At 63.4% G+C, this 24,671-nt stretch carries 18 protein-coding genes, 2 tRNA genes and 1 pseudogene; 1 reads left to right on the forward strand and 20 read right to left on the reverse strand.

The features are described from left to right. On the forward strand, positions 1 to 533 hold a 533-nt coding region (locus AB5750_RS01050), incomplete at its 5' end, for a transposase (RefSeq protein ID WP_368154880.1). Positions 534 to 765: 232 nt separating this feature from the next. Here the strand turns inward: AB5750_RS01050 and AB5750_RS01055 are convergent. From AB5750_RS01055 to AB5750_RS01145, 20 genes and pseudogenes are all read right to left on the reverse strand, one after another. Beyond that, on the reverse strand, positions 766 to 2,109 hold the full coding sequence (locus tag AB5750_RS01055; protein ID WP_368145259.1) for a bifunctional folylpolyglutamate synthase/dihydrofolate synthase: 1,344 nt from the start codon (positions 2,107 to 2,109) through the stop codon (positions 766 to 768). Positions 2,110 to 2,384: 275 nt separating this feature from the next. Next, positions 2,385 to 5,081, reverse strand: coding sequence for a valine--tRNA ligase (locus AB5750_RS01060; RefSeq protein ID WP_368145258.1), 2,697 nt, complete (start codon positions 5,079 to 5,081; stop codon positions 2,385 to 2,387). A gap of 286 nt (positions 5,082 to 5,367) precedes the next feature. Continuing rightward, a complete protein-coding gene (gene clpX / locus AB5750_RS01065) occupies positions 5,368 to 6,777 on the reverse strand; it encodes an ATP-dependent Clp protease ATP-binding subunit ClpX (protein ID WP_368145257.1) in 1,410 nt (469 codons plus the stop codon). Between the two features lies 1 nt (position 6,778). Further along, on the reverse strand, positions 6,779 to 7,399 hold the full coding sequence (locus AB5750_RS01070) for an ATP-dependent Clp protease proteolytic subunit (RefSeq protein WP_022095182.1): 621 nt from the start codon (positions 7,397 to 7,399) through the stop codon (positions 6,779 to 6,781). Between the two features lie 163 nt (positions 7,400 to 7,562). Then, positions 7,563 to 8,864 (reverse strand): trigger factor, encoded by a 1,302-nt coding sequence (tig, locus tag AB5750_RS01075; protein ID WP_368145255.1) that lies wholly within the window; start codon positions 8,862 to 8,864, stop codon positions 7,563 to 7,565. 87 nt (positions 8,865 to 8,951) lie between these two features. Continuing rightward, a tRNA-Leu gene (locus AB5750_RS01080) sits at positions 8,952 to 9,035 on the reverse strand. A 140-nt stretch (positions 9,036 to 9,175) separates the two neighbouring features. Next, positions 9,176 to 11,386: a xanthine dehydrogenase family protein molybdopterin-binding subunit gene (locus AB5750_RS01085; protein WP_438266009.1), complete on the reverse strand. Its 2,211-nt coding sequence runs from the start codon at positions 11,384 to 11,386 to the stop codon at positions 9,176 to 9,178. Between the two features lie 177 nt (positions 11,387 to 11,563). Then, positions 11,564 to 12,007 (reverse strand): annotated as a pseudogene (locus AB5750_RS09690) ((2Fe-2S)-binding protein); the annotation flags it as partial. After that, entirely contained in the window at positions 12,007 to 12,909 is a 903-nt protein-coding gene (locus AB5750_RS01090; RefSeq protein ID WP_368145252.1) for an FAD binding domain-containing protein, read from the reverse strand. The pseudogene AB5750_RS09690 and the gene AB5750_RS01090, both read right to left, overlap by 1 nt. Before the next feature lie 242 nt (positions 12,910 to 13,151). Further along, positions 13,152 to 14,507: an NADP-specific glutamate dehydrogenase gene (gdhA, locus tag AB5750_RS01095; protein ID WP_195232019.1), complete on the reverse strand. Its 1,356-nt coding sequence runs from the start codon at positions 14,505 to 14,507 to the stop codon at positions 13,152 to 13,154. A gap of 257 nt (positions 14,508 to 14,764) precedes the next feature. Then, entirely contained in the window at positions 14,765 to 15,160 is a 396-nt protein-coding gene (locus AB5750_RS01100; protein ID WP_368145250.1) for a putative Se/S carrier protein, read from the reverse strand. Between the two features lie 15 nt (positions 15,161 to 15,175). Next, positions 15,176 to 15,808: a molybdenum cofactor guanylyltransferase gene (gene mobA / locus AB5750_RS01105; RefSeq protein ID WP_368145248.1), complete on the reverse strand. Its 633-nt coding sequence runs from the start codon at positions 15,806 to 15,808 to the stop codon at positions 15,176 to 15,178. A gap of 155 nt (positions 15,809 to 15,963) precedes the next feature. After that, positions 15,964 to 16,060 (reverse strand) — tRNA-Sec (locus AB5750_RS01110). Between the two features lie 149 nt (positions 16,061 to 16,209). Beyond that, positions 16,210 to 18,177 carry a selenocysteine-specific translation elongation factor gene (gene selB / locus AB5750_RS01115; protein WP_368145246.1) on the reverse strand — a complete coding sequence of 656 codons (1,968 nt, stop codon included), beginning with the start codon at positions 18,175 to 18,177 and terminating at the stop codon, positions 16,210 to 16,212. After that, entirely contained in the window at positions 18,174 to 19,631 is a 1,458-nt protein-coding gene (gene selA / locus AB5750_RS01120) for an L-seryl-tRNA(Sec) selenium transferase (RefSeq protein WP_368145244.1), read from the reverse strand. The genes selB and selA overlap by 4 nt, the downstream gene beginning before the upstream one ends. Positions 19,632 to 19,683: 52 nt before the next feature. Continuing rightward, positions 19,684 to 21,801, reverse strand: a complete 2,118-nt coding sequence (locus AB5750_RS01125; RefSeq protein ID WP_368145242.1) for a molybdopterin-containing oxidoreductase family protein — start codon at positions 21,799 to 21,801, stop codon at positions 19,684 to 19,686. Between the two features lie 122 nt (positions 21,802 to 21,923). Further along, entirely contained in the window at positions 21,924 to 22,763 is an 840-nt protein-coding gene (locus tag AB5750_RS01130; protein ID WP_368145240.1) for a formate/nitrite transporter family protein, read from the reverse strand. Positions 22,764 to 22,802: 39 nt separating this feature from the next. Further along, positions 22,803 to 23,306 carry a hydrogenase maturation peptidase HycI gene (gene hycI / locus AB5750_RS01135; protein WP_368145239.1) on the reverse strand — a complete coding sequence of 168 codons (504 nt, stop codon included), beginning with the start codon at positions 23,304 to 23,306 and terminating at the stop codon, positions 22,803 to 22,805. Then, entirely contained in the window at positions 23,306 to 23,887 is a 582-nt protein-coding gene (locus AB5750_RS01140) for a formate hydrogenlyase maturation HycH family protein (protein WP_368145238.1), read from the reverse strand. The genes hycI and AB5750_RS01140 overlap by 1 nt, the downstream gene beginning before the upstream one ends. After that, positions 23,888 to 24,670: an NADH-quinone oxidoreductase subunit B family protein gene (locus tag AB5750_RS01145; protein ID WP_368145236.1), complete on the reverse strand. Its 783-nt coding sequence runs from the start codon at positions 24,668 to 24,670 to the stop codon at positions 23,888 to 23,890. Position 24,671 lies beyond the last annotated feature (1 nt).

Genomic DNA, 24,671 nt, shown 5'->3' on the forward strand with positions numbered 1-24,671 from the left:
CGACGACCGCCGCCGCCCTGGTCGTGGCCGCCGGCGACAACCCCGGCAGGCTGAAGGGCGAGGCGGCGTTCTCGATGCTGTGCGGCGTCTCCCCGATCCCCGCGTCGAGCGGGAAGACGGAGCGGCACAGGCTCAACCGCGGCGGCAACCGGCAGGCGAACTGGGCGCTCTACGAGATCGCGATCAAGCGCATGGCGTACGACGAGAGGACGAGGAGGTACGTGGCGAGGCGGACCTCCGAGGGGAAGTCCCGGAGGGAGGCGGTCCGCTGCCTGAAGCGCTACATAGCGCGGGAGGTGTACCGCGTGCTCATGGACCCGAATCCCGACGGCGCCGCGCCGGAAGGCCCCGAGCTCGCGAAGATGCGCAAGGCGATGCGGGTGACCCAGAAGCAGGCCGCCGCGGGGCTCGGCATGTCCGCGGCCTCACTCGGTCACCTGGAACATGGGAGACGGCGGTCGACGAAACTGGAGAGGAGGTATTACGAGCTCCTGTGCGAATTGAAGGGAGCGCTCCCGCAAACTGCCTATTGACAACTTATAGGAGCGTCGGTTTTGTTTTCGCGATTCTCGGTGTGGTCGAGGGTGACCGGTAAAACGTAGTAGATAGGCCCATTTCGTGGCAAACGAGACAACTCGGAGCACAGAGCAGCTAAAAAAGCCCCGTCCCAAATTGACTGCTTTTTAGCTGCGGTGAGATAGGGACTGTTTAAGGCTTCTGGCCCAGAAACAGTCCCTATTTCACCGCAACTGATGAGGGAATGGGTTAGCGTAGCAGGCCGGCTACTTCGCCGGCTAGGGTGATGGTGCCGGCTGCTACGAAGGGCTCGCCCGCGGCATCGAGGGCCGCGAGGGCCTCGGGCACGCTGGGATACACACCCGCGAGCTTGTCGGCGTCCACTAGGGCGGCGAGCTCCTCTGCCGGCAAGGCGCGGTCGGAATCGGTCTGGGTCACGACCACGCGCGGGAAGGCCGGGATCAGTACGTCGACGATGCCCGCCACGTCCTTGTCGGCCAGCGCAGCGCACAGCAGCGTGGGGCGATTCTCCACGCACGGATCGATCTCGTCCAGCGCGCTCACAAAGTTCTCGCAGCTCTGAGGGTTATGGCAGGCGTCGATCAGCTTGAGCGGATCAGTTCCCAGCACATCAAAACGACCCGGTGTGGGGCAACCCATAAGCGATGCATCCAGCACATCGTGGTCGAGCTCGCGACCCAGATACCCCTCGCACAGCATGATCGCACACGCGGCATTCTGCGGCTGATACGCCGGCTTAACCATGCTCGACGTATAGATGGCACGCGGCGTAGTACAGCTAAACTCCACGGTATCGCCCACGTGCTCCGGCACCTTGGTCGTGGCATGGTTCACCACCAGCGGCACAATGCCGCACTCGCAACAACGCGCATCCATCACGCGCTGAACACTCACCTCATGCGTGCCCTCGCCCAAAACAACCAGGCGCCCAGGCTTAATAACCGCAGCCTTCTCCCCCGCAATAGCCTCGAGCGTATCGCCCAAAATTCGTGTGTGGTCGAGCCCGATGCCGGTAATGGCAACGGCGACGGGATCGGTCGCGCTCGTAGCATCCCAGCGTCCGCCCATGCCAACCTCGAGCACGGCAACATCCACCGCAGCCTCGGCAAACACGACAAGCGCGGCAGCCGTCAGCAAGTCAAACGGCGTGATGGAATAGGCGCGCTCCCCCGCCGCCACACGACGGGCATTCACTCGATGTCCCGCCTCAACAGCGGCAGAAACGCCACGGGCAAACGCCTCATCGCTCACAACGCGCCCGTCAACCTCCATGCGCTCGGGATAACGCACCAGCTGCGGCGACGTATACAGTGCGGTCTTTAACCCCTCACCACGAAGGATGGAAGCCGAAAAACGCGTGGTCGAAGTCTTGCCATTAGTACCGGCAACCTGAATGCAATCGAAATACTCATCCGGACGCCCGAGCTCATCGAGCATATCGACAACCGTCTCGAGCAAAGGACCAGCATCCCCGGAAATCCGCCCCGTATCAGCAGCCAGCCCAACAGCCTCATCAAACGAAAGCAAATCAAACTCAAAAGGAACGGTATACAAGCCGGAACGCTTAGCCATAACCCAAAGTCCCCCATAACAGAAAAAGAGGCCCACCAAAAAGAATGAGCCCCTCGCGTTGGCAATATCAGCCTTTATCCGCTTGCAGCAAGATCAAGGCCACAACCCAGTGGCCCTACCAGGCAGCGGACGCCCCCGTAACCGCTGTGGGAGCGGTTTGGGGCTTTGCTCGATACAAGTTCCGCACGAGCCGAAGGCCACTTAATGTGGCCTTCGTGCGAGCAGGACTGTCCGCAGTAGCGAGCAATGCCCCAAACCGCGTCCCCCAGTAACGCCTACGAGAAGTCAGCCACCTGAGCAGTCAAAGCCGCCAGGATCTCCTTGAGCTCAGCTGCACGGTCCCTCTTCTTCTGGACCACCGCGGGCGCAGCCTTGGCCACGAAGCCATCGTTGGCAAGCGTCTTCTCGCAGCCGGCGAGCTCCTTCTGGGCCGCGGCAATCTCCTTCTCCAGGCGCGCCTTCTCGGCCGAAAGGTCAACCTTGCCCTCGAGCACCACAAAGGCCTCGACGCCGCTGTCGACCACGGCGATGCTCGCGGCCGGCTTCTCGACGTCGGTGCCCATGACCAGCGAGGCGGTGTTTGCCAGCGGCTCAATGGTCGAGCGCAGGCTCTCGAGCTTCTCGATGTCCTCGGCGCCGGCGCGCACGACCACGTCGAGCTCGGCCTTGGGGCTCAAGCGATAACGCGAACGCGTGGCGCGAGCGGCAGACACGACGGTACGGCACAGCTCAAACGCGCGCTCGGCGTCCTCGTCAACATACTTGGCGTAGTCGGCGGGCTCGGGCCACTTGGCGATCATGAGCGCCTCGGCGCGGTTCACGTTGCCCTCGGCGTCCAGATCGAGCACGCTCGCCGGCATGTTGTCCCAGATCTCCTCGGTGACAAACGGCATGAGCGGGTGCATCAGACGAATGGAGGTGTCGAGCACAAAGATCAGGTTGCGCTGCGCCTGCAGACGGCCCTCGCCCTTCAGACGGGCCTTGGTGACCTCGATGTACCAGTCGCAAACCTCGTTCCAGAAGAACTGCTGCACGCCGCGGGCCATGTCGCCAAAGGTGTAGTTCTCAATGCCCTCGGTGACCATCTTTACGGTCTTGGCCAGGCGGCTGAACATCCAGGCGTCGGCCGGCGTCTCCACGACGGGCTCGCCGGGCGTGTAGCCCTCCATGTTCATAAGCAGGAAGCGGCTGGCGTTCCAGATCTTGGTCACAAACGACTTAGCCTGGTCGGTACGCGGGCTGTCGATGAGCTTCTTGGTCTTCTTATCGATGTTCGCGTCAAACTTGACGTCCTGGTTGTTGGTGCACAGCGTCAGCAGGTTGTAACGCATGGCATCGGCGCCGTACATGCCAATGAGGTCCATGGGGTCAACGCCGTTGCCCTTGGACTTGGACATACGGCTTCCGTCCTTGGCAAGAATCGTCGGGTAGATGACGACGTCCTTAAACGGCACCTCGTCCAGGAAGTACAGCGAGCTCATGACCATGCGGGCAACCCACAGCGCGATGATGTCGCGTGCGGTGACGAGCGCCGTCGTGGGGTGATGTCCCTCGAGCAGCTCCGGCTTTTGCGGCCAGCCCTGCGTGGCGAAGGTCCACAGCTGCGAGCTGAACCAGGTGTCCAGCACGTTCTCGTCCTGATGCACATGATGGCCGCCGCACTTGGGGCACACGTCGGTGTCCTCGGTGAGGGCGTCCTCCCAGCCGCAGTCCTCGCAGTAGAACACGGGAATGCGGTGGCCCCACCACAGCTGGCGGCTGATGCACCAGTCCTTAAGATTCTCCATCCAGGTGGTGTAGGTCTGCGTCCAGCGCGCAGGGTGGAAGGTGACCTTGCCGGAGTTGACGGCGTCGAGCGCCGGCCCCTTGAGCTTGTCGACGGCGACGAACCACTGCTCGGACAGCCACGGCTCCAGAGCGGAGTCGCAACGGTAGCAATGCATGACGGAGTGGTCGAGGTCCTCGACGTGATCGAGCAGGTCGCGCTCCTCGAACCACTTGATGACGGCCTCGCGGCACTCGTCGCGCGTCATGCCTGTAAACTCACCATAGCCCTCGACGACCACCGCGTGCTCGTCGAAAATGTTGATCTGCGGCAGGTCGTGAGCCTGACCCATGGCGTAGTCGTTGGGGTCGTGGGCCGGAGTAACCTTAACGAAGCCGGAACCGAAGTTGGCGTCGACATGCCAATCCTCAAAGATGGGGATCTCACGGTCGACGATGGGAAGCTTGACGGTCTTGCCCACGAAGGCGGCCTTCTCGGGGTCCTTCGGGGAAACGGCGACGCCCGTGTCGCCGAGCATGGTCTCGGGGCGCGTGGTGGCGACGACGATGTAGTCCTGGCCGTTGACCGGCTCGGTCAGCGGGTAGCGCAGGTGCCACAGGTGGCCCTTCTCGTCCTTGTACTCTGCCTCGTCGTCCGAGATAGCGGTGGTGCAGTTGGGGCACCAGTTGACGATGCGCTTGCCGCGGTAGATCAGGCCGTCGTGATACCAGTCGCAGAAGACCTTGCGCACGGCCTGGGCATAGTCCTCGTCCATGGTGAAGCGCTCGTTATCGAAGTCGACGGAGCAGCCCATGCGCTTGATCTGCTCGACGATGATGCCGCCGTACTCGTGGGTCCAGTCCCAGCAGGCGTCGACAAACTTGTCGCGGCCAATCTCCAGGCGGCTGATGCCCTCGCTCTTGAGCTTCTTATCGACCTTGGTCTGTGTGGCGATACCGGCGTGGTCGGTGCCGAGCACCCAGCGCGTGGACTTGCCGCGCATGCGGGCCATGCGGATGATGGCGTCCTGGATGGAATCGTCGGTGGCGTGGCCCATGTGGAGCTTGCCGGTCACGTTGGGAGGCGGAATGGTGACGGTGCAGTCGCCCACGCCCTCACGGCGCTTGTAGTAGCCGCCGTCAAGCCACTTCTGCAGGATCGCCGGCTCGTTGGTCGACGGATCGTAGTTCTTGGGCATTTCTTCCATATATCTCTCCCTTGCCCGTCGGCGTGTCCGCCTGCTTGGTTTTCGCTCGGTCAGGTCCTGGGCTCGCACGAAGAGCACATTTAGTGCTCTTCGGCTCGTGCGGAATCTACGAAAACCAAGCAGGCGGACACGCCTTAGGTATCGATTACTTCAGTCTGAATGGACTTTGCTGAGACTTTAAACAAACACACAGAATAACACAGGTAGTTGGGGTTATTGCGTATATATAAAATAGCCTCCGACCGCGGGTGGTCGGAGGCTATTTGCAAGCACGTTTTAGGCTGGTTTAGCCGTAGATGCGCTGGGGCTGCTCTTCGCCCTTTACGGAGGCTTCGGTTACGACGACCTTGGCTACGCCTTCCTCGCTGGGGAGGTCGAACATCGTCTGCTGCAGCACGTCCTCGCAGATGGAGCGCAGGCCGCGGGCGCCGGTCTTGCGGGCAAGCGCCATGCGGGCGATCTCGTGCAGGGCCGCGTCCTCAAACTCAAGCTCAACGTCCTCGAGCTGGAACATCTTGCGGTACTGACGCACCACGGCGTTCTTGGGCTCGGTCAGGATCGAAACCAGGTCGTCCTCGTCGAGCGCCTGCGTCTGGGTAACGACGGGCGTACGTCCCACAAACTCGGGGATCATGCCAAAGGCGTTGAGGTCCTGCGGGAGCACCTGGCGCAGCAGGTCGTTCTCGTCGACCGAAGTGGGGCCGGCGATCTCGGAGTTAAAGCCCACGCCCTTGTTGCCCACGCGGTCGGCGATGATCTTGTCCAGGCCCACAAAGGCACCACCACAGATGAACAGGATATTGGTCGTGTCGATCTGCAGCAGCTCCTGCTGGGGATGCTTGCGGCCGCCGGTGGGCGGAACGCTTGCCACCGTGCCCTCAAGAATCTTAAGCAGCGCCTGCTGAACGCCCTCGCCCGAAACATCGCGGGTGATGGAGAGGTTCTCGGCCTTGCGGGCGATCTTGTCGATCTCGTCCACGTAGATAATGCCAACCTGCGCGCGCTCAATGTCGCCATCGGCGGCATTGATGAGCTTGAGCAGGATGTTCTCCACGTCCTCGCCTACGTAACCGGCCTCGGTGAGCGCAGTGGCGTCGGCGATGGCAAACGGCACCTCGAGGATGCGCGCGAGCGTCTGGGCAAGCAGGGTCTTACCGGTACCAGTGGGACCGAGCAGCAAAATGTTGGACTTGGCGAGCTCCACCTCGTCCATATCATCGTCGAGCTGCGAGTCCAAGCCATCGTCAAAGGCCGAAAGCGCGGCACCGCCCTCGATCACGCGGCGATAGTGGTTGTACACGGCAACCGACATGGCGCGCTTGGCGTCCTCCTGGCCCATGACATAGGCCGAAAGCTCGTCATAGATCTCATGCGGCGTCGGCACGTGCGTAATGACCTGACGGGCGTCGTCCTCCAGCTCAAAACCCTCGGCCTCGGGGTCAACGGCGGGCTGGGACGCAGCCTGGCCATGGTCGTTGAGGAAGCCCGGCAGCTTGCCGTTGCGGGCGGCGTCCATAAAGTCCGAAGCCAGCGACTCCTCCAGAATCTCGGAGCAGGCGGCAACGCACTCGTCGCAGATAAAGATGTTGGTCGGACCCTTAACAAGGCGACGAACCTGTCCCTGCTCTTTTCCGCAGAAGGAGCAGCGGATGGGGTTGCCGTTCTCGTCAAAGTTGTCCTGCATGTTACCTGCCATCCTAGGCATCCTTCGCGGCGAGATCTCGCGAGGTGACGATACGGTCGATCAGGCCGTAGTCGAGGGCCTCGGCAGCGGTCAGGTAGTTGTCGCGCTCGGTGTCGGCCTGGACCTTCTCGATGGGCTGACCCGAGGCGTCGGACAGGATCTGGTTGAGCTCGCGGCGAGTCTTCTTGATCTCCTCGGCAACGATCTCGATTTCGGTCTGCTGACCCTGGGCACCGCCGCTGGGCTGGTGAATCATGACCTTGGAGTGCGGCAGGCAGAAGCGCTTGCCCTTGGCGCCGGCCGAAAGCAACACGGCAGCCATAGACGCGGCCATACCGACGCAAATGGTCGAGACCTGCGGCTTGATAAAGTTCATGGTGTCAAGAATCGCCAGGCCGGAGTAAACCTCGCCACCGGGTGAATTGATGTAGAGCGAGATATCCTTCTCGGCATCCTGGCTCTCAAGATGCAGCAGCTGGGCAACGACCAGGTTGGCGCTGACGGAGTTGATCTCCTCGCCCAAGAAGATGATGCGGTCGTTGAGCAGGCGCGAATAGATATCGTAGCTGCGCTCGCCGCGCGGCGTCTGCTCGATAACGTATGGCACGAGGGCGGAATCGAACTTGGCGATCATACGCATCTCCATTTCTCTCTTGCGGACCAAATTGGTTCTAGATAAACGTACGGTGCCCGCATGCTATGCATTGGCTGGCACCGTACGAAGCAACCGGATAACCGGTGTATAACTTTACCCCATCACGGGCGCACGCATGCGCTCGCGGGCAATGTGGCGAGAATTACTCGGCGTCCTTGGCGGTCTCGTCGACCTCGGTCACCTTGGCGTTCTCGACCAGGTGGTCGACGGCCTTGGAGCGACGGATGGACTCGCGGACGGCAGGCATGCGGCCATCGGCGATGAACTCGGCCTTGGAAGCCTCGACGTCCTTGACGCCGGCCTTCTCGAACTCGGCGTTGATGTCATCCTCGGTGACCTCGATCTTGAGCTCGCGGGCGAGGGCGTCCAGAGCCAGGGACTCACGGGCAACGTCGTTGGCCTGCTTGTGCAGGTCGCCGATGAACTGCTCCATGGTCAGACCGGAAGCGGGCAGCCAGGTGTCGAGCGTCATGCCACGAGCAGCGAGGTTGGACAGGAAGTTCTGGCCGAGCTCCTCAAAGACGGACTGCTCGTAGTCGGCGTCCATCTCGTCGAGCTGCAGACGCTCGGCGAGAGCGGAGACGCAACGGTTCTCCTTCTCGGCCGGCAGGCGGGAAGCCTTGTCCTGCTCGATCTCGATCTTGATGGCGTCGCGCATAGCGTCGATGCTGTCAAAGCCAAAGTCGGACTTGACGAGCTCGTCGGTGAGCTCGGGGGTGTTGCGGACCTTGATGCCCTTGACGGTGACCTCGACGGTGTGGGTCTCGGCCTCCTCGCCCTCCTCGACCTCGTCGGTCCAGGTGACGGTCTTGACGTCTTCAACGTTGGCACCGATCAGGGCCTCGTTGAACTCCTTGGGGTTGCTGTCGCTACCGACGATGAGCATGCGGCCCTCGGCGGCAAAGTTGTCGGCGTTCTCGACGGCCTTGAGGTCGACGGTGACGTAGTCCTCGGCCTCGACGGCACGACCCTCGACGTCCTCGAAGGTGGCACGGTAGTTGAGGAGCATCTCAACCTGGTTGTTGATCTCGGACTCGGTGACCTCCGCAGGGGGCATCTCGATCTCGACAGCGTCGAAGGAGGAGAGCTCGGCAGCGGGACGCAGGGAGAACTCGACGGTGTAGGTGTAGTCCTCGTGATCCTTGGCGAGGTCGAGCTCCTTGTAGTCACCGTTCTTGGTGGGGACGATGTCCAGCTCGTTGAGGACGGCGGGCTCGTTGGCGGCGATCAGGTCGTTGGTGGCCTGAGCGAGGGTAGCCTCGGCGCCAAGAGCGGAGTCGATGACCGGACGGGGAGCCTTACCGGCGCGGAAGCCCGGGAAGCGGTACTTCTTGGCGGTATCCTTGTAGGCCTTCTTGATCGCGGCGTCGACGTCGGCGGCCGGGATGGTGACCGTAGCGGTGAGCTTGGCGTCCTTGACGTCAGAAGCGGTGATGTTCAACACGTTCCTCCTCATACTGCCCAGCTTATCTGAGGTGCTGGTACCTTTATGCAACAAGCGTCGCGAGGGCATAAGCCGACGCGGGTGCGTTGGTGCGGGCGAAAGGACTCGAACCTTCACGGGAATCCCACCAGAACCTAAATCTGGCGCGTCTACCAATTCCGCCACGCCCGCATGAGCGCACAGACTAGGAATGATAGCAGATACGAACGACAAGCGCACGCACACCTTTTACAGGCTCACGACCTCACCACGAGTGCAAAAGGCGGGACGAGTTGCCCCGTCCCGCCCATTACGACTTGTTCGCTGACCCGCTACTCCCCCAGCAGGGCCTTCTCGGGCGTGATCGGCAGCGAGCGAACCTGGTGGCCGGTGGCGTGCGCGACGGCCGAGGCCACGGCGGCGAGCGGCGTGTTGATGACGACCTCGCCGATCGACTTGGCGCCAAATGGGCCCGTCGGCTCGTAGCTCGGCTCAAAGGCCACGCGAATGCTGCCGATATCCAGGCGCGTGGGCAGCTTGTAGCTCATAAAGTTGCCGGTGCGCAGGCGGCCGCGGTCGTCGTGCTCGACAATCTCGTAGAGCGCGTGACCGATACCCTGGGCAATGCCACCCTCGGCCTGGACGCGCGCGAGCGCCTCGTTGATAACGGTGCCGCAGTCCACAGCCGCCGCGTAGTCCACCACAGTCACCTTGCCGGTGGCCTTGTCGACCTCGACCTCGGCAATGCCGGCCATAAACGGCGGGGGCGAAACGGGCAGGCAGGCTGAGGCGTGCGAGGTGAGCGCGTCGCCGCCCGCGATGTTCTTGACGCACAGGTTGGCAAAGTCGCGCAGCGTGAGGTAGCGGTTCTGCTCGCGCGCGGCACGCTCGTCGGACAGGCGCACGTACTGGCCATCGAAGACCACGTCGGCGACGTCCACGTCCCACATCTGGGCGGCCTTGGCGCAGATCTTCTCACGCAACTCGGTCGCGGCGTTCTTGGCGGCAAGGCCCGTCACGTACGTGCCCGAGCTCGCGTACGAGCCGGCGTCGAACGGCGACACGTCGGTGTCCACGCCGCGCACCACGATAAGCGAGCTCTCCACGCCCAGCTCCTCGGCGGCAATCTGCGCCAGAATCGTGTCGACGCCCATGCCGTTATCGGTGGCGCCGGTGCCGATGGTAATGAAGCCGTCCTCTTCCAGGCGCATGTCGATGCCGGCGATGTCCACGTTGGAGATGCCCGAGCCCTGCATAGTGAGCGCGCAGCCCAGGGCGCGCACGCGGTCGCCCAGGTCCATGGCCAGCGGCTTGTCGCGCCAACCGATCATGTCCATCGCGCGCAGCAGGCAGCGGTCGAGCGCGCAGGCGTTGAGCTTCTCGTTGTAGTACTGCGGCATGATCTCGCCCTCGTGCACGATGTTCTTAAGGCGCAGGTCGGCGGGATCCATGTGCAACATGTCGGCGAGCTCGTTGACGGCGCTCTCCACGGCAAACTGGCCCTGGGTGGCACCGTAGCCGCGATACGCGCCGCCGCGGTTGGTATTGGTGTAGACGGCGTCCCAGCTAAAGCGGCTCGCCTTCACGTGGTTGTAGATCGGCAGGCTCTTGTGGCCCGAAAGGCCAATCGTCGTGGTAGCGTGCTCGCCGTACGCGCCGGCGTTGGACAGCGTGTGCAGGTCGATGGCCGTAATGGTGCCGTCGTTCATGGCGCCCAGCTTAACGGTCATCTGCATCTGGTGGCGCGAGTTGCCCGCGGTGATGGTCTCCTCACGCGTGTAGCAGCAGTAGCTCGGACGACCGGTCTGCTGGGTCACGAACGCCACGAAGATCTCGCAGCAGCCCGTCTGCTTGGAGCCAAAACCGCCGCCGATGCGCGGCTTGATGACCTGCACCTGCGACTGCGGAATGTCGAGCGACTGCGCGACCATGCGGCGCACGTGGAAGGGCACCTGCGTAGAGGTGGTCACCGAGATGCGGCCGAAGGCGTCGGTCGTCGCGAAGGCGCGGAAGGTTTCCATGGGCGCGGTCTGCGTGGCTTGGCTGGTGTAGGTGCGGGTGAAGACGATGTCGCTCTGGGCGAAGGCCTCGTCAAGGTCGCCAAAGTCGCTCGTGCCGCTGCACACCAGGTTGCGCGGAACGTCGCCGCCCTGCGGGAACATAAAGGTCACGTCGCCCTCGGGGTGAACCACGATGTCATTATCGAGTGCCTGGGTAAAGTCGAGCAGCGGCTCGAGCACCTCATAGTCGACCTTAATGAGCTTGAGCGCCTTGTCGGCGGCCTCCTCGGTCTCGGCGGCGACAATCGCCACCTCCTCGTTTTGGTAACGCACCAGGTTCTCGAGAATCAGGCGGTCGTAGGGACTCGGCTGCGGATAGCTCTGGCCGGCGATGGTAAAGCGGCGCTTGGGCACGTCCTCGTAGGTGTAGACACCCACGACGCCGGGCACCTTCAGTGCGCGCGACGTATCGATGGAGCGGATCTTGGCGCGGGCATAGGGGCTGCGCTTGAGTTTGACGATCAGGGCGCCGGCGGGCACCATGTCGCCCGTGTAGACGGGACGGCCCTCGAGCAGCGCCTTCGAGTCTTTCTTGGGCTGCTTGTGGGTGATCTGCTTGTACGCGACACCGTCGGAGCTGGTGTTATTGACCGGCAGCTCGGGCATCTCGAAGCCCACCTGCACGCCGGACTCGTTGAGGAAGCGCACGATGGCACGCAGCTGGCTCTCGTAGCCGCTGCAACGGCAGAGGTTGCCGGCAAGCTGGCGCGACAGCTCCTCGCGCGTGGCGACGAGGCTCGGGTCCTCCTTGGCGGCGCGGGCAAGCGCCAGCACGTTCATGATGAGGCCGGGGGCGCAAAAACCGCACTGCTCGGCGCCTTCGGCGGCCATTGCGCGGGCGAGCGCCTCGGACTCGGCCTTAAGGCCCTCGAGCGTGGTGATGGTGTGGCCCTCAACACGGGCGGCGGGAACCGAGCAGCTCAGCACCGGGTCGCCGTCGAGCCACACCGTGCACAGACCGCAGTTGGTGGTCTCGCAGGCGCAGCGCACCGACGCGCAGCCCTGCTCGCGCAGCAGCGCAAAGAGCATGGTGTCGGGGGCAATCTGAACCTTGACCTTGCGGCCGTTGAGCGTAAAGGAAAGATCGATGAGTTTGGCAGCCATTAGCGCACCTCACTAGAATCGACGCCGGGCACGCGGCGGCAGGAATACTCGTCCGTGGCAAACTTGGGGACCCGCACGGTCTCGAACTCGCGGGCAAGCGCGGCAGAAAGCTCGATGCCGGCGGCGCGGCGCACGGCCTGAATCGCCAGCGGGGCAGAGATGCGGAGGCGGTAGTCGGCCGAGCCCCACAGGTTGGTGCCGTAACTCAGGGCACGCACGGATGCGGCCAGAGCGCGAAACTCATCCTCGGAAGGCTGCTCGTTGATAAGGCCGCACGCCTCGTCCTGCAGCAGGGTCGCGCGCAGCGGGCGGGCGCCCACGGTGACATGCCAGCTGTTGTCCCACCAGGCGGCGGTGACGTTTAAGGAGGGGAAGTCGGTCGCGGCCTTGCGCACGGCCTCGTAGCTCGCACGGTAATCGTGCTTGACGACCACCACGTGCTCGATCACGTCGCGCACATAGCCCATGTCCACGAACTCGGCGAGCGGCACGCGGCCGGCGCCCGTTAGCTCAACATAGGAATCGAGCGCAAGGAAGGCGGAGAGAACGTCAGAGAAGCCAAAGCGGCCGTAGATGCTACCGCCCACCGTGGCGGTGTTGCGCAGCTGCACGCCCACGATATCGTGGACGGCGAACTCAAAGACATTGTTGACAAGCACGTTGAGCCCAACATGACGCTCGAGCTGGCGCAGGGTGCACATGGCACCGATGCGAAATTCGGTCTCGGTCTCCTCGATCTGATCGAGTCCGCAGGCCGAAAGGTCAATCGCCGTCGCCACACGACGCGAACCCAGGCGCATCCAGATGCCGCCGCCCACAATCTTATTGTTGCGGTTCTTCTGCAAGAGCTCATAGGCTTCGGCCGCGTTTCCAACACGGACGTAGGTACCGAACTTGAGCACGTTCTCCCCCATCTCTTCACTTGTCCAGTACTTTTAAGTGTACCAAACGAGGAGCCGCACACCGTTTTAGGACAAAATCCACCCACCCATCCATAACTTGCGGTGATATACGGACTGATTAGCCGTTCTGGGACGCTAAACAGTCCGTATATCACCGCAAGTTATGAGGAGTCCTCCGGGATAGAAAAGGCTCCCAGCCGGAATGGCTGGGAGCCTCATCACAGGCTATGTCGAGCGAAGATTTAGCAGACGCCCTGGGCGAGCATGGCGTCGGCGACCTTCAGGAAGCCGGCGATGTTGGCGCCCATGACGAAGTTGCCCTCCTCGCCGTACTCCTTGGCGGTGTCGTCCACGTTGTGGAACATGCCGCGCATGAGCTGCTCGAGCTTGCCGTCGACCTCCTCGAAGGTCCAGGACAGGTGCTCGGCGTTCTGGCTCATCTCCAAGCCGGACACGAGCACGCCGCCGGCGTTGGCAGCCTTACCGGGCATAAAGGCGACGCCGTGCTCCTGGAAGTAGGTCGTGGCCTCGATGGTCGTGGGCATGTTCGCGCCCTCGCCGACCACCTTGCAGCCGTTGGCGACGAGCGCCTGGGCGTCCTCGAGCAGCAGCGTGTTCTCGCGAGCGCAGGGCAGCGCGATGTCGCAGGGCAGCTGCCACACGCCGCGGCCGTCACCCTCGTGCCACGTGGCATTGGGCTTCTCGTCGACGTACATGGCGAGCGTAACGCCCTTGTCGTGGCCGGAGCGCTTCTTGTTGTAGACATGCTCGAGCACGGTGTAGTCGATGCCGTCGGGATCCTCGACCCAGCCATGGGTGTCGGAGCAGGCCAGCACCTTGCCGCCGAGCTGGGAGACCTTCTGGACCGCGTAGATGGCGACGTTACCGGAGCCGTGAACGACGACGTTCTTGCCCTCGAAGGAGTCGCCGCGGCTCTTGAGGTACTCGTCCACAAAGTAGGCCAGGCCGTAGCCGGTGGCCTCGGTACGGGCGAGCGAGCCGCCAAAAGAGAGGCCCTTGCCGGTAAGGACGCCGGTCCACTCATTGGTCAGGCGCTTGTACTGACCGAACAGGTAGGCAACCTCGCGGCCGCCAACGCCCAGGTCGCCGGCGGGAACGTCGGTGTTGGGGCCGATGTGGCGATAGAGCTCGGTCATGAAGGACTGGCAGAAGTGCATGATCTCGTTGTTGGACTTGCCCTTGGGGTCAAAGTCGGAACCGCCCTTGCCGCCGCCCATGGGAAGGGTGGTCAGGCTGTTCTTGAGGATCTGCTCCAGGCCCAGGAACTTGAGCATGCCCAGGGTGACCGTCGGGTTAAAGCGCAGGCCGCCCTTGTAGGGTCCAATGGCAGAGTTGAACTCGACGCGGTAGCCGCGGTTGACCTGAACCTTGCCCTGGTCGTCGACCCAGGGAACACGGAACATGACGATGCGCTCGGGCTCGACGAGGCGCTCAAGCAGGGCGGCCTCCTCGTACTCGGGATGGGCGTCGAGCGCCGGCTGAATGGTGCCGAGGATCTCGGTCGCGGCCTGGATGAACTCAGGCTGCTCGGGATAGCGGGCTTTGAGCTCGTCGAGAACTTTCTGCGTGTAGCTCATGCTTCCTCCAATTGATGGAAAAGAAAAGTGTCGTTCGAGGCGCCCCATGCGCCGCGAGCTTTATCGAGTATGGATAATATCGCACTGTTGCAGCAAAGTTTCGCATAAGCCGACGAGCAGATGTTTCGTTTTGATTACGATGCAGGTAGAAGCGTTTTTGAGCACCTGACAAACAAATCACGTGTTTCGAAGCTGTTTCGTCCACATGTTCCGAACCACCACATTGGGGACAGGCACCTTTGTGGTGGTGTTGGTGGTTAGAGGACGAGCTGATGGTAGTCGGCGGGGGTTATGCGGCCTTCGGTGGCAGCACGGAAGGCGGCGAGCGCATCGCCCGAGAACGGCATGGCCCAGCACAGACCGCAACCCGCGGTAATGGAGCCGGGCAAAGGCATAATGCGCCCGGGCACGCCGGCATCCAGACACAGCTGTTCGCATTCCATCACATCAAAGGTGCTGTCAAACGACACGATGATCTTGCGTTCGTGGTCGAGGGCGTCACTGGACGGGCCTTCGCGGTGTGCCTCACGATACGCCGCGGCGGCCGCTTCCTCTTCCGCAGTATGTCCACAGCCACCGCAGCCGCAAGTACAAGGCTCGGACCCATCGCAAGCGCAAGGTTCCCCGGTATCGGGGCAAATATTGTGAGGCATGGCATCTCCCATCGTCTAGGCGAGCAGCTCGGCTGCCGCAAACTCCTCGGGTGTATTGACGTTTTCGAAGCAGAGCGTGGAGCCGGCAACCTCGACAATCTGGGGCTCATCCAGATAGCCGGCATGGACCCGGTCGATCAAACAGCGGATGCGTTGGCGGTCCTGGTCGAGCAACTCACGGGCAACCGGCGCGCAAGCCTGGCGGCACCACACGGCGCACAGCGGCTCAATCCCCCGCTCCTCGCGCGGTACGCACACATCGAGCGGGCCTTCCTTGACCCGATCCGAAAGCGCGCCGATCAGTTCTGGCGAGACGAACGGCATATCGCAGGCGACGATCGCCGCGAGGGGCAACCGAGCGGCATCCAGCGAGCTCGCGATGCCACGCATGGCACCCGCCGGCCCCTCAAGGTCCGACACTATTCGCGGCACCAGGCCGCCAAACGCGCGCTCCTCAAGGTAGACAAGCTCGCTGGGACGCGAAGTCGTCACGACCAACTCGCCGGCAACTGGCGCCAGCCGACCCAGCACGCGTTCGATGAGCGGCTCGCCGCAAAACAACATCCGCGCCTTGTCGCAACCCATGCGCGACGACAGCCCGCCCGCCTGGACGACGCAAGAAAGATCGGCTCGTCTTACGGTAGTCATACGGCAAAACACCCCCATCGGCATGCTCGAAACCCGGTGCACGAAGCTAAACGCCATAGCCCATAAAGCAGGCGACATGACGGCTCCATATCAAAACAAAACAGCGCCTTTGCGGCACGCAGCAAGACCGCGAGCACAAAAGCGCTGGTAGCGTATGGCGGGAACGTATGTGAATCGAACACATCCAAGACGTTTTGCACGCCTCGCAACGGTTTTGAGGACCGCGGAGCCCACCGGAGCCCATCCGTTCCCAAGTGCGGCGGTATTTTACCAAACCGAAACGGCTCCATCCCAAAAAGAGGAGCAATAAGTTGCGGTGGAATAGTTCCTGTATTTGCTGCCAAAGCCTCCAAATAGGAACTATTTCACCGCAACTGAGGAGGCGGGAGCGGGTGACCGGCCTAGCGCAGGGACCTCAGGCCGCCGGCGTCCTTGTCGAGCACCGTAAAGCGTACGGCATCCAGGTGCTCCAAGATGCTGATGGCGCGTTTGCGCGACACACCCAGCGCCTCGCGCAGCACACTCGTGGTGGCAGCGCCGCCGGCTGCCTCAATGGCGGCGGCGGCGAGCTCGCGCGCATGGGCCTCGGCGGCAGCGGACAGGGCGACGTCGCGCTCGACCTTCACGATCGAGCGGTTGAGCGAAAGCTCGCGAAGGGCACGCGTCATGGTGTCGCGATCGAGCTGCAACTGCTCGCCCACTTCGGGCAACGTCGGTGCATCGAGGCCGGCTTCGTTCAGCAAGGCAACGATACGTTCGCAGGCCTCGCGCACCACACGCGCCGCGGCGGCAGCGGAGTGCGGGTCGAATACCTCGGCACCCTCGGCGGCACACACGCCACGCGAGCAGCCCTCGGCAATCAGAGCCGCGGCAACGCCATCATCAGCGGCAGGCCACGCAGCATGGGCAACGGCGCCGGGCGTAAAGCCCGTCTCCTTGGGAGACGCCGCGTGCATGGCTGACAGGGTCGCCGCCAGTGCATCCATCGCAGCGTCGAGCACCACGGCGTCCGCCAAGTAGTCCGCATCACCCATAGCAAGCTTGCGAACAGAGCCCTGCGACACCAACCCGCGCAGTGCGGCATCGACCTCGCCGACACCAAGATCCAAAGCGTCAGTAACATCAACAGCCGTAACTGGCAGTATCTGCAGCGCCAGCCAAGCGCCCACACCGCCCGCGGTATCGCCGGACTCAAGCGCCGCAAACAGTGCGCGCTCGCCGGCAGAAAGCTCGCGCGAGCGATGGCAGCGCGAAAGCAGCACGCGCCCGCCGCCGATGAGCATAACGGGCGAATACGACAGCACCACGGCATGGTCTCCGGCACACAGCGGCAGTGGCTCCTCCAGGCGCACCTGCACGGTACGGGTCTCGCCCACCGCCATGGGGGCCTCGCCCTCCATGAACATGATGCGACCGACAACCTCGGCCGTACCCACCATCACGTGCACACGCGCGCCAGACTCGAGCACACGCGGCTTGGCTCCCTCGCGACCCAAATACGTAAACGTCATCATAAAGCGCATCGTCTGGCCAAAGCGGCCCGCCACGCCGAGCATCTCACCGCGATCGAGCGCGGCGACACCGTCGCCCACCAAGTTGAGCGCCACACGCTGACCGGGCAACGCCCGCGGTGTATCGCCATGCACCTGAATCCCGCGCACGCGACAGACCGTACGCGACGGCAGCACGACAAGCTCATCCCCCACCGCAACGGGCGCATCGTGCAACGTTCCCGTCACCACGGTACCGGCGCCCTTGATCGTAAAGCAGCGGTCGATAGGCAGACGCGGTGCGGCATCGGTGAGCTCGGCACGGGCACGGCAGGCACCCCAGCAAGCGGCAACCTGCTCGTCGAGCGCAGCCAGCAGGTCATCGATTCCCGCACCGGTCTTGGACGACACAGGCACGATCGGCGCGTCCGCAAACACGGTACCCGACAAAAAGTCATCGACATCGAGCTCGGCAAGCTCGGTCATCTCGGCGTCGGCCAGATCACACATCGTCAGCGCGACCACCATATGCGTGACGCCCAGCAGCTCCAGCACATGCACGTGCTCGCGGGTCTGCGGCATCACGCCCTCGACGGCCGAAACCACCAGCACGGCAACGTCGATGCCCGTGGCACCCTGCACCATGGCGCGCAGGTAATGCGCGTGGCCCGGCACGTCGACCAGGCCAACGATCTTGCCACTCGGCAGCGCCAGCTCGCCAAAGCCCAGCTCCACCGTCATGCCGCGACGACGCTCGACCTCCAGACGATCGGGATTCTTGCCGGTCAGCGCCTCGATCAGCGCCGACTTACCGTGGTCGACGTGACCCGCCGTGCCAACGATAACGGGACACTCCACCAGCGCTTGAACCTCACTCATCGTGCAACCGCCTTCTTAACGCACGCGGCGAGCGTCGATGCCGCCGTCTCGATATCGCGATCGCCCACGAGCGTACGGACGTCAAACAAAATGCGATCGTGCGAGGTTCGCGTGACGACCGGCGTGTCGAAGTCCTGGACAAGAGAGCGCTTGAGCGCATCGACCGTCAGGCGCTCGTCAACAAGACGCACGGCAACGCACATCGTGGGCAGCTCCACGGTAGGCAGCGAGCCGCCACCGGGGGTCGACGATTCCTCGACGATCTCCACCTGAACGGCGCACGGGCAACCGGCCTTATCGAGCCCGGAGACCATACGATCGCGCAGCTTGCGGGCACGTCGTTCCAAATGGGCCTGCGGCAGCGTAAGCATGCTGAGCACCGGAATATCACGATGGGCCACGTCGTCGCCGTCCATGTAGATACGCAGCGTGGCCTCGAGCGCCGTGAGCGCCAACTTGCCCGGGCGCAGGGCGCGCATAAGCGGATGCGACCCACAGGCCTGGACCAGATCGCGACGACCCATGATAATGCCCGCCTGTGCGGCACCGAGCAGCTTATCGCCCGAGCACGACACCAGATCGAGCCCTGCCGAAACCGAAGCCGGCGTGGTTTCTTCGCCGCCGCGCACCAAGATGTCGTCGGGCAACAGCGCGCCCGAGCCCTGGTCCTCGTAGAACAGCAGGCCATGCTTGTGAGCAAGCGCCGCAAGCTCCCGAGAACCCACCTCCTCGTGAAAACCCTCGATGCGATAGTTGGAAGGATGGACCTTAAGGATCATCGCCGTATCGGACGTGATGGCGCGCTCGTAGTCCGACAGGTGCGTGCGGTTGGTGGCCCCGACCTCAACGAGCTTGGCACCCGAGGCCTCCATAACATCGGGGATACGGAAGCTGCCGCCGATCTCGACAAGCTCGCCGCGGCTGACGATGACCTCCTTGCCTGCGGCATGGGTCGCCAGCACCAACAGCACCGCGGCGGCGTTGTTGTTGACGACCAGCGCGTCCTCGGCACCGGTGAGCGAGCGAATCAACTGTGCGGCGTGCTCCTTGCGCGACCCGCGCGAGCAGGTGTCGACGCTGTACTCGAGCGTGCTGTACCCGCGCGCAACCTCGGCCACGGCCTTTGCCGCCGACTCCGCGAGCGGGGCGCGGCCCAGATTGGTATGGATGACCACACCCGTGGCGTTGACGGCGGGGCGCAGGCTCGGCAGTGCGGAGCGATGCGCACGCCACTCGATGGCCGAGGCCAGCTCGCGCTTGGAACGCGGGGCGGCACCGGCACGAATCGCGGCGCGCTCCTCGTCGAGCTCGGCCGTGACGGCGGCATGCACCACCGCGTCGCAGGTCTCCCCAGCAGCCTTCACCACCGGCCACTCGGCAAGCAGCTCGTTGACGGAAGGAATGGCGCGCAGGCGGGCGCGCACCTCATCGGACATGTTCTGGCTATCGCTCATGTGCGGCCTTTCAAAAGAAACGTGGATCAGTCGAATACATCAGCTGAGTCAATTACTCGTCATTATCCCCGCGCGCGACAATCTTTTCCACGCGAACGGCGTTTTCTTGGGTGAGCGCGGCACCCGTCAACGGGTCCCAACGCAACGGCGTATGGTCGAGCGGGCCCACGCCCAAGCCTTGAGCGCCACCGGCATCGGCGTCAAACGAACGCCCACCGGGGGCGGCCGAGGTGAAGATGCACGCCGGATGCAGATACGGCGTCGTCTCCACACGCGCGCGGTCGCGGCCCATATCGCTCACGAGTTCGACGATCTCGCCGTCGGCGATGCCCATGTGCGCAGCAGCATCGGCATTCATCTGCACGGCATCCAGGTCCGACCCAGCCTCAGCGGCACCTTGGGCTGCAAGCCTTCGCGAGGTATGCGACTCAAAGGGACGGTTGCCGCTAATGAGGCGAAACATCCCCGGGCCAGGCTCCACCATGGGAGCGATCCAGTTGGGCACACGACCCAGACCGGCTCGTTCCCATACGTCGCTTGCCAGCGCAATTTTGCCGCCATCCAAGGGAATCGCCGGCTCGCCCGTACGCGACGGCAACGCAACACCCGTGTCGGCCCAGCCGCGCTCCTTGAGCTCGTACAGATTGATCCCAAAAGGCGCCACCTGGGCAGCCGCCAGATCGTCAGACGTAAACTGGAAGTACTCGCCCACGCCACACGCCTGCGCCAGACCGGTAAAAATCTCCCGACCGGGACGCGTGTCGTCATGCTGCACGGGCAACACGGCATTGCGGTAGAACACGCGCGCATCGTTGGCGCCCACAACTGTGCCCACACCGCGATCGGCCTCCAGATACGTCACGTCGGGCAGCACGAAGTCAGAAGCACGCGCCGTCTCGGACCAGCGAATATCAATCGTCACGAGCAAGTCGAGCTGCTGCAAAATACCCAACCAAGCCTGTGCATTACCATAGCCCGCACCGGGGTTACTGGCATAGACGATGAGCCCACGCAAATCGCCGGCAAGAATCGACTGACCGATGGTCGTACACAGGCCGCGCACCGGATCGACCAGTGGATAGCGCTCGGATCCCAGCTTGGACATGCGCGGCACCGGCGGCGTCGCAAAGCGTGCGGGATCAAGGTCGCCCAGCGCAAGCGGTGTGGGTGGATTGAGCGCGCCGCCCACATGTCCAATACAGCCCAGCAGCACATCGACCAAGCAGATAGCGCGCGCGGTCTGGGTGCTATTGGCATACGCGATGCCAATGCCGCCATGAAAGCCGGCGTCCACCACGGCATCAGGCGCGGCCGCAGCTAGATCGCGCGCCGTGGCGGCGATCTCTGCGGCCGGCACGTCGCACATCGACTCGGCCCACTCGGGCGTCCAAGCACGGGCCGCCTGCGCCAGCTCGTCAAAACCCGTGGTATAGCGGGTCACGAACTCGTGGTCATACAGGTCCTCGGCAATCAAGACATGCGCAATACCCAACAGCAGCGCCAAGTCGCAGCCCGGGCGCACGCGCAACCAGCGGTCGGCAAGTGCAGCCGAGCCGCTGCGCCGGGGGTCAACCACGATAATCTTCGCCCCACGGCGACGGGCATCGTTGAGCGCGTCAACGGCCCCCATCGTCGACGAATCGACAATGGAACGCCCCAGGTACATAATGCAATCGGTATGCGCCAGGTCGGAGGCGGGACTGTAGCCCAGGCTGTGCTCCCAGCCGGTAAGTCGGCTTACCTCGCAGGCACCGTCGGCACCGTACACGTTGGGCGAACCCAGCGCGTGCATAAGACGATAGCCCCAGTAGCGGTCGAACGAGGGCACGCCGAGCGTCATGCCCAGCGCACGGGGCCCGCGCTCGTCAACAATCCCCAAAAGACACTCGGCAATCTGGGCAAACGCCTCATCCCAGGAAATCGCATCAAACCCCGAGCCATCAGCTCGGCGGCGCATGGGATGCAAAATCCGATCGCGCTCAGCAAACGGCATGGACAGGCGATGCCGCCCGCGGGCGCACAGGGCACGCGCCGCGCATGGATGCCCCGGCACCGGCAACTCGGCCACCACACGACCGTCCTCAACGCGTGCCGCAAAGGCGCAATCGGCATAGCATCCCCCGCATGTGGTCACCACGGCGCGACCGTCACGCTTCACAGCAGATGCCATCTCGATTACCCCTTTCACCAGCCAAACAGAACAGGCCAACAGCCCGGCAACGAGCCCCAGACCAAAAAAGCCTCCCGCACGGCAACGCCCCGCGGGAGGCCCGACGTCAAACAGACGGTACCTTACGCCTCGGACTTCTTGGCGTAGATAAACCAGTAGCCGAGCGCAACCAGAACCGCGCCGCCCACGATGTTGCCCAGCGTGGCGGCGGACAGGTTAAACGCAATGCCCGCGGCGTTGAGTGCATCGGCCCCGGCGACCTCGGCACCATAACCGCATGCATGCATCACGGCACCCATGGGCAAAAAGTACATGTTGGCAACGCAGTGCTCAAAACCGCAGGCCACAAAGGCTGCGATGGGCAGCAGAATGCCAACGACCTTATCGACCACGGTCTTGCCGGCGGTACCGATCCACACGGCCAGGCACACAAAGATGTTGCACAGGATGCCGCGGAAGAAGATCGTCACCCAGTCGATCGTCACCTTGCCGGCGGCGACGCTCACCATGGAGTTGGCGACCGCCTCGCCGTTGAGCTTATAGATGCCGGCCATGTACACCAAAAAGACGATGAACAGAGCACCGACAAAATTGCCGACCCACACGACGACCCAGGCCTTAAGCATCTGGACCAGCGTGATCTTTTTGCTCTTGAGCGCGCAGACCATAAGCGAATTACCGGTGAACAGCTCGGCGCCGCACACCAGCACGAGCACCAGGCCCAGGCAAAAGCACAGGCCGCCCACAACGCGCTGGGCGCCCCAGCCCAGCGTGCTATCGCTCAAGAACACGGTAAAGAACAGGCCGCCGAAGGCAATGAACGCACCAGCGAACATCGCCAAAACAAAGGCCTTTGCGACCGGCAGGTTGGCCTTGGTCACGCCGGCGGCCTCGGTCTTGACCTCGATCGCGGCGGGCGCAAGGCAATCGGGAGCGGGATATTCTGCCTTGGAATCTGCCATGTCAATCACTTCTTTCCTAATCAGCAGGGACAAGCGCTCCTATTGCTCTTGTCCCAAGCGGACAAAGTGGGAAAAGTCGTTGGCGACCACGGCGTCGTACACGGCGTCGACGGCGTCAAAGACCTCCGGGGACATAGGGTTGTAAAACTCCGTATCGCCCGGCTGAATCCCTATGAAGACGATATCTTCGCACGATTGCTCGATTTCCTCGATCAGAATCGACAAAGGGAGCGAATGCGTGGTGAACATCGACTTGCGGGCCACATCGCGCTTATCGAGCAGGCGGATAGACCCGACGGGCAGCGCCATGTCGGCGGCATCGACCAAGACCAGGCGAGGCGGACGCTCGCGCTTGACCTCGATGATGTCGTCCTCGGGCGTTTGGCCACCGTCGATGGTGTACCAACCGGCAATGGGCGCGTCCTCCATCTTTTTGGAGAGCACGGGGCCGGCGGCATCGTCGGCACGCAGCACGCTTCCCGCCGTGAGCACGATACCCGCAAACGGGGCGCCGTTCACACGTCCATCCACAACGCGACCCATTACTGCAACCTTCCCGTCAGGTACACGCCCGACACATCGCGCACGCGCTCAACCAGATCGCGGAACTTCATCAGAAACGCGACCTGCTGGGCATGCAGGCCAAAGTCGTCGTCGAACACCGAGATGCCGGCCTTGGCCGAGCCGCGAAAACCGCGCTCGTCGAGCAGCGTGTCGCAGGCCTCGAGCAGCGACGGCACCGCCGCCTTGTCAAGCTGGCACTCGCCAAAGGAGCGGATGGCCTCGAACTTGGTCTTGGCCTCCCCCTCCGGCAGCGCGTCGACGAGCGAATAGAACACGTTCACCGGCACCGACAGGCGCGGCTCAAAGCAGTCGAGCACGCCGGTGTGGTGGCCCACGGCGAGCGTGTAGTACAGCACGTCGCAGGCCTCCTGGGGAACGTCTTCCTCGGTCTCCACAAACTTACGCGTGAGCTCATAGAAGACCACCTGGTCGGGCGTACGGCCCAGGCAGGGGTCGGCGACGCCCTCGGCGGCCTCGTCGCTTGCGCGCGAGGCATCGCCAAAAGAGCCGCCGAGCATGCCGGGGCCCGCAAAGTAACCAGAGCGGTCCGTGAGCTCCATCTAGCGACCTCCGGCCAACACCAGATCCTGTAACGCCGAGTACACCTCAACGCGGCGAGGATCATCCTGCTTGTCGATGAGCAGCGCCATGGCGCCGCGGATATCGCCCTTGGGCGCGCCCTCGAGCGTATCCATAAACTCGTTGGCCAGGTCACGGCCGTAGCGGTAGCCGCTCATGGCGCGAGCCTCACGCTCGATGGCCACACGCAGCTTGTACGGCACACCGGGGTGCAGGATATCGGCCTGCTCGCCGGCGGCCTCCACCGTGGTCTCGGCATGGAGCTTTTGGTCCAGCAGGCCAAGTGCCATGGCAAAGCCGTAGACGGTCTGCGCGGGGCTGGGCGGGCAGCCGGGGATATAGACATCGACCGGCAAGATCTTGTCCGTGCCGCCCCAGACGCAGTAGTTGTCGTAGAAGATGCCGCCGGTGCAGCCGCACGCGCCATAGGACACCACGATCTTGGGATCGGGTGCGGCCTCAAAGGCGCGCAGGGCCGGCATGCGCATGGCACGCGTCACGGCACCGGTGTACAGCAGCACATCGGCGTGACGGGGCGAGGGCACGACCTTGATGCCAAAGCGCTCGACGTCGAAGACGGGCGTGATGGAACCGAAGATCTCGATCTCGCAGCCGTTACAGCCGCCGCAGTCAACACGGCAGACGTACACCGAGCGCTTGATCTTCTTAAGAAGGGTCGCCTTGGCCTTCTCGATGCTCTCGTCGAGCTCGATCTTGGTCGGGCGGTACTGAAGCCGCTCGGGCAAAAGCGTGGGTTCGGCCATG

Origin of the sequence: Collinsella aerofaciens (assembly GCF_040926185.1) — a bacterium.
Taxonomy (GTDB): Bacteria; Actinomycetota; Coriobacteriia; order Coriobacteriales; family Coriobacteriaceae; genus Collinsella; species Collinsella aerofaciens_BC.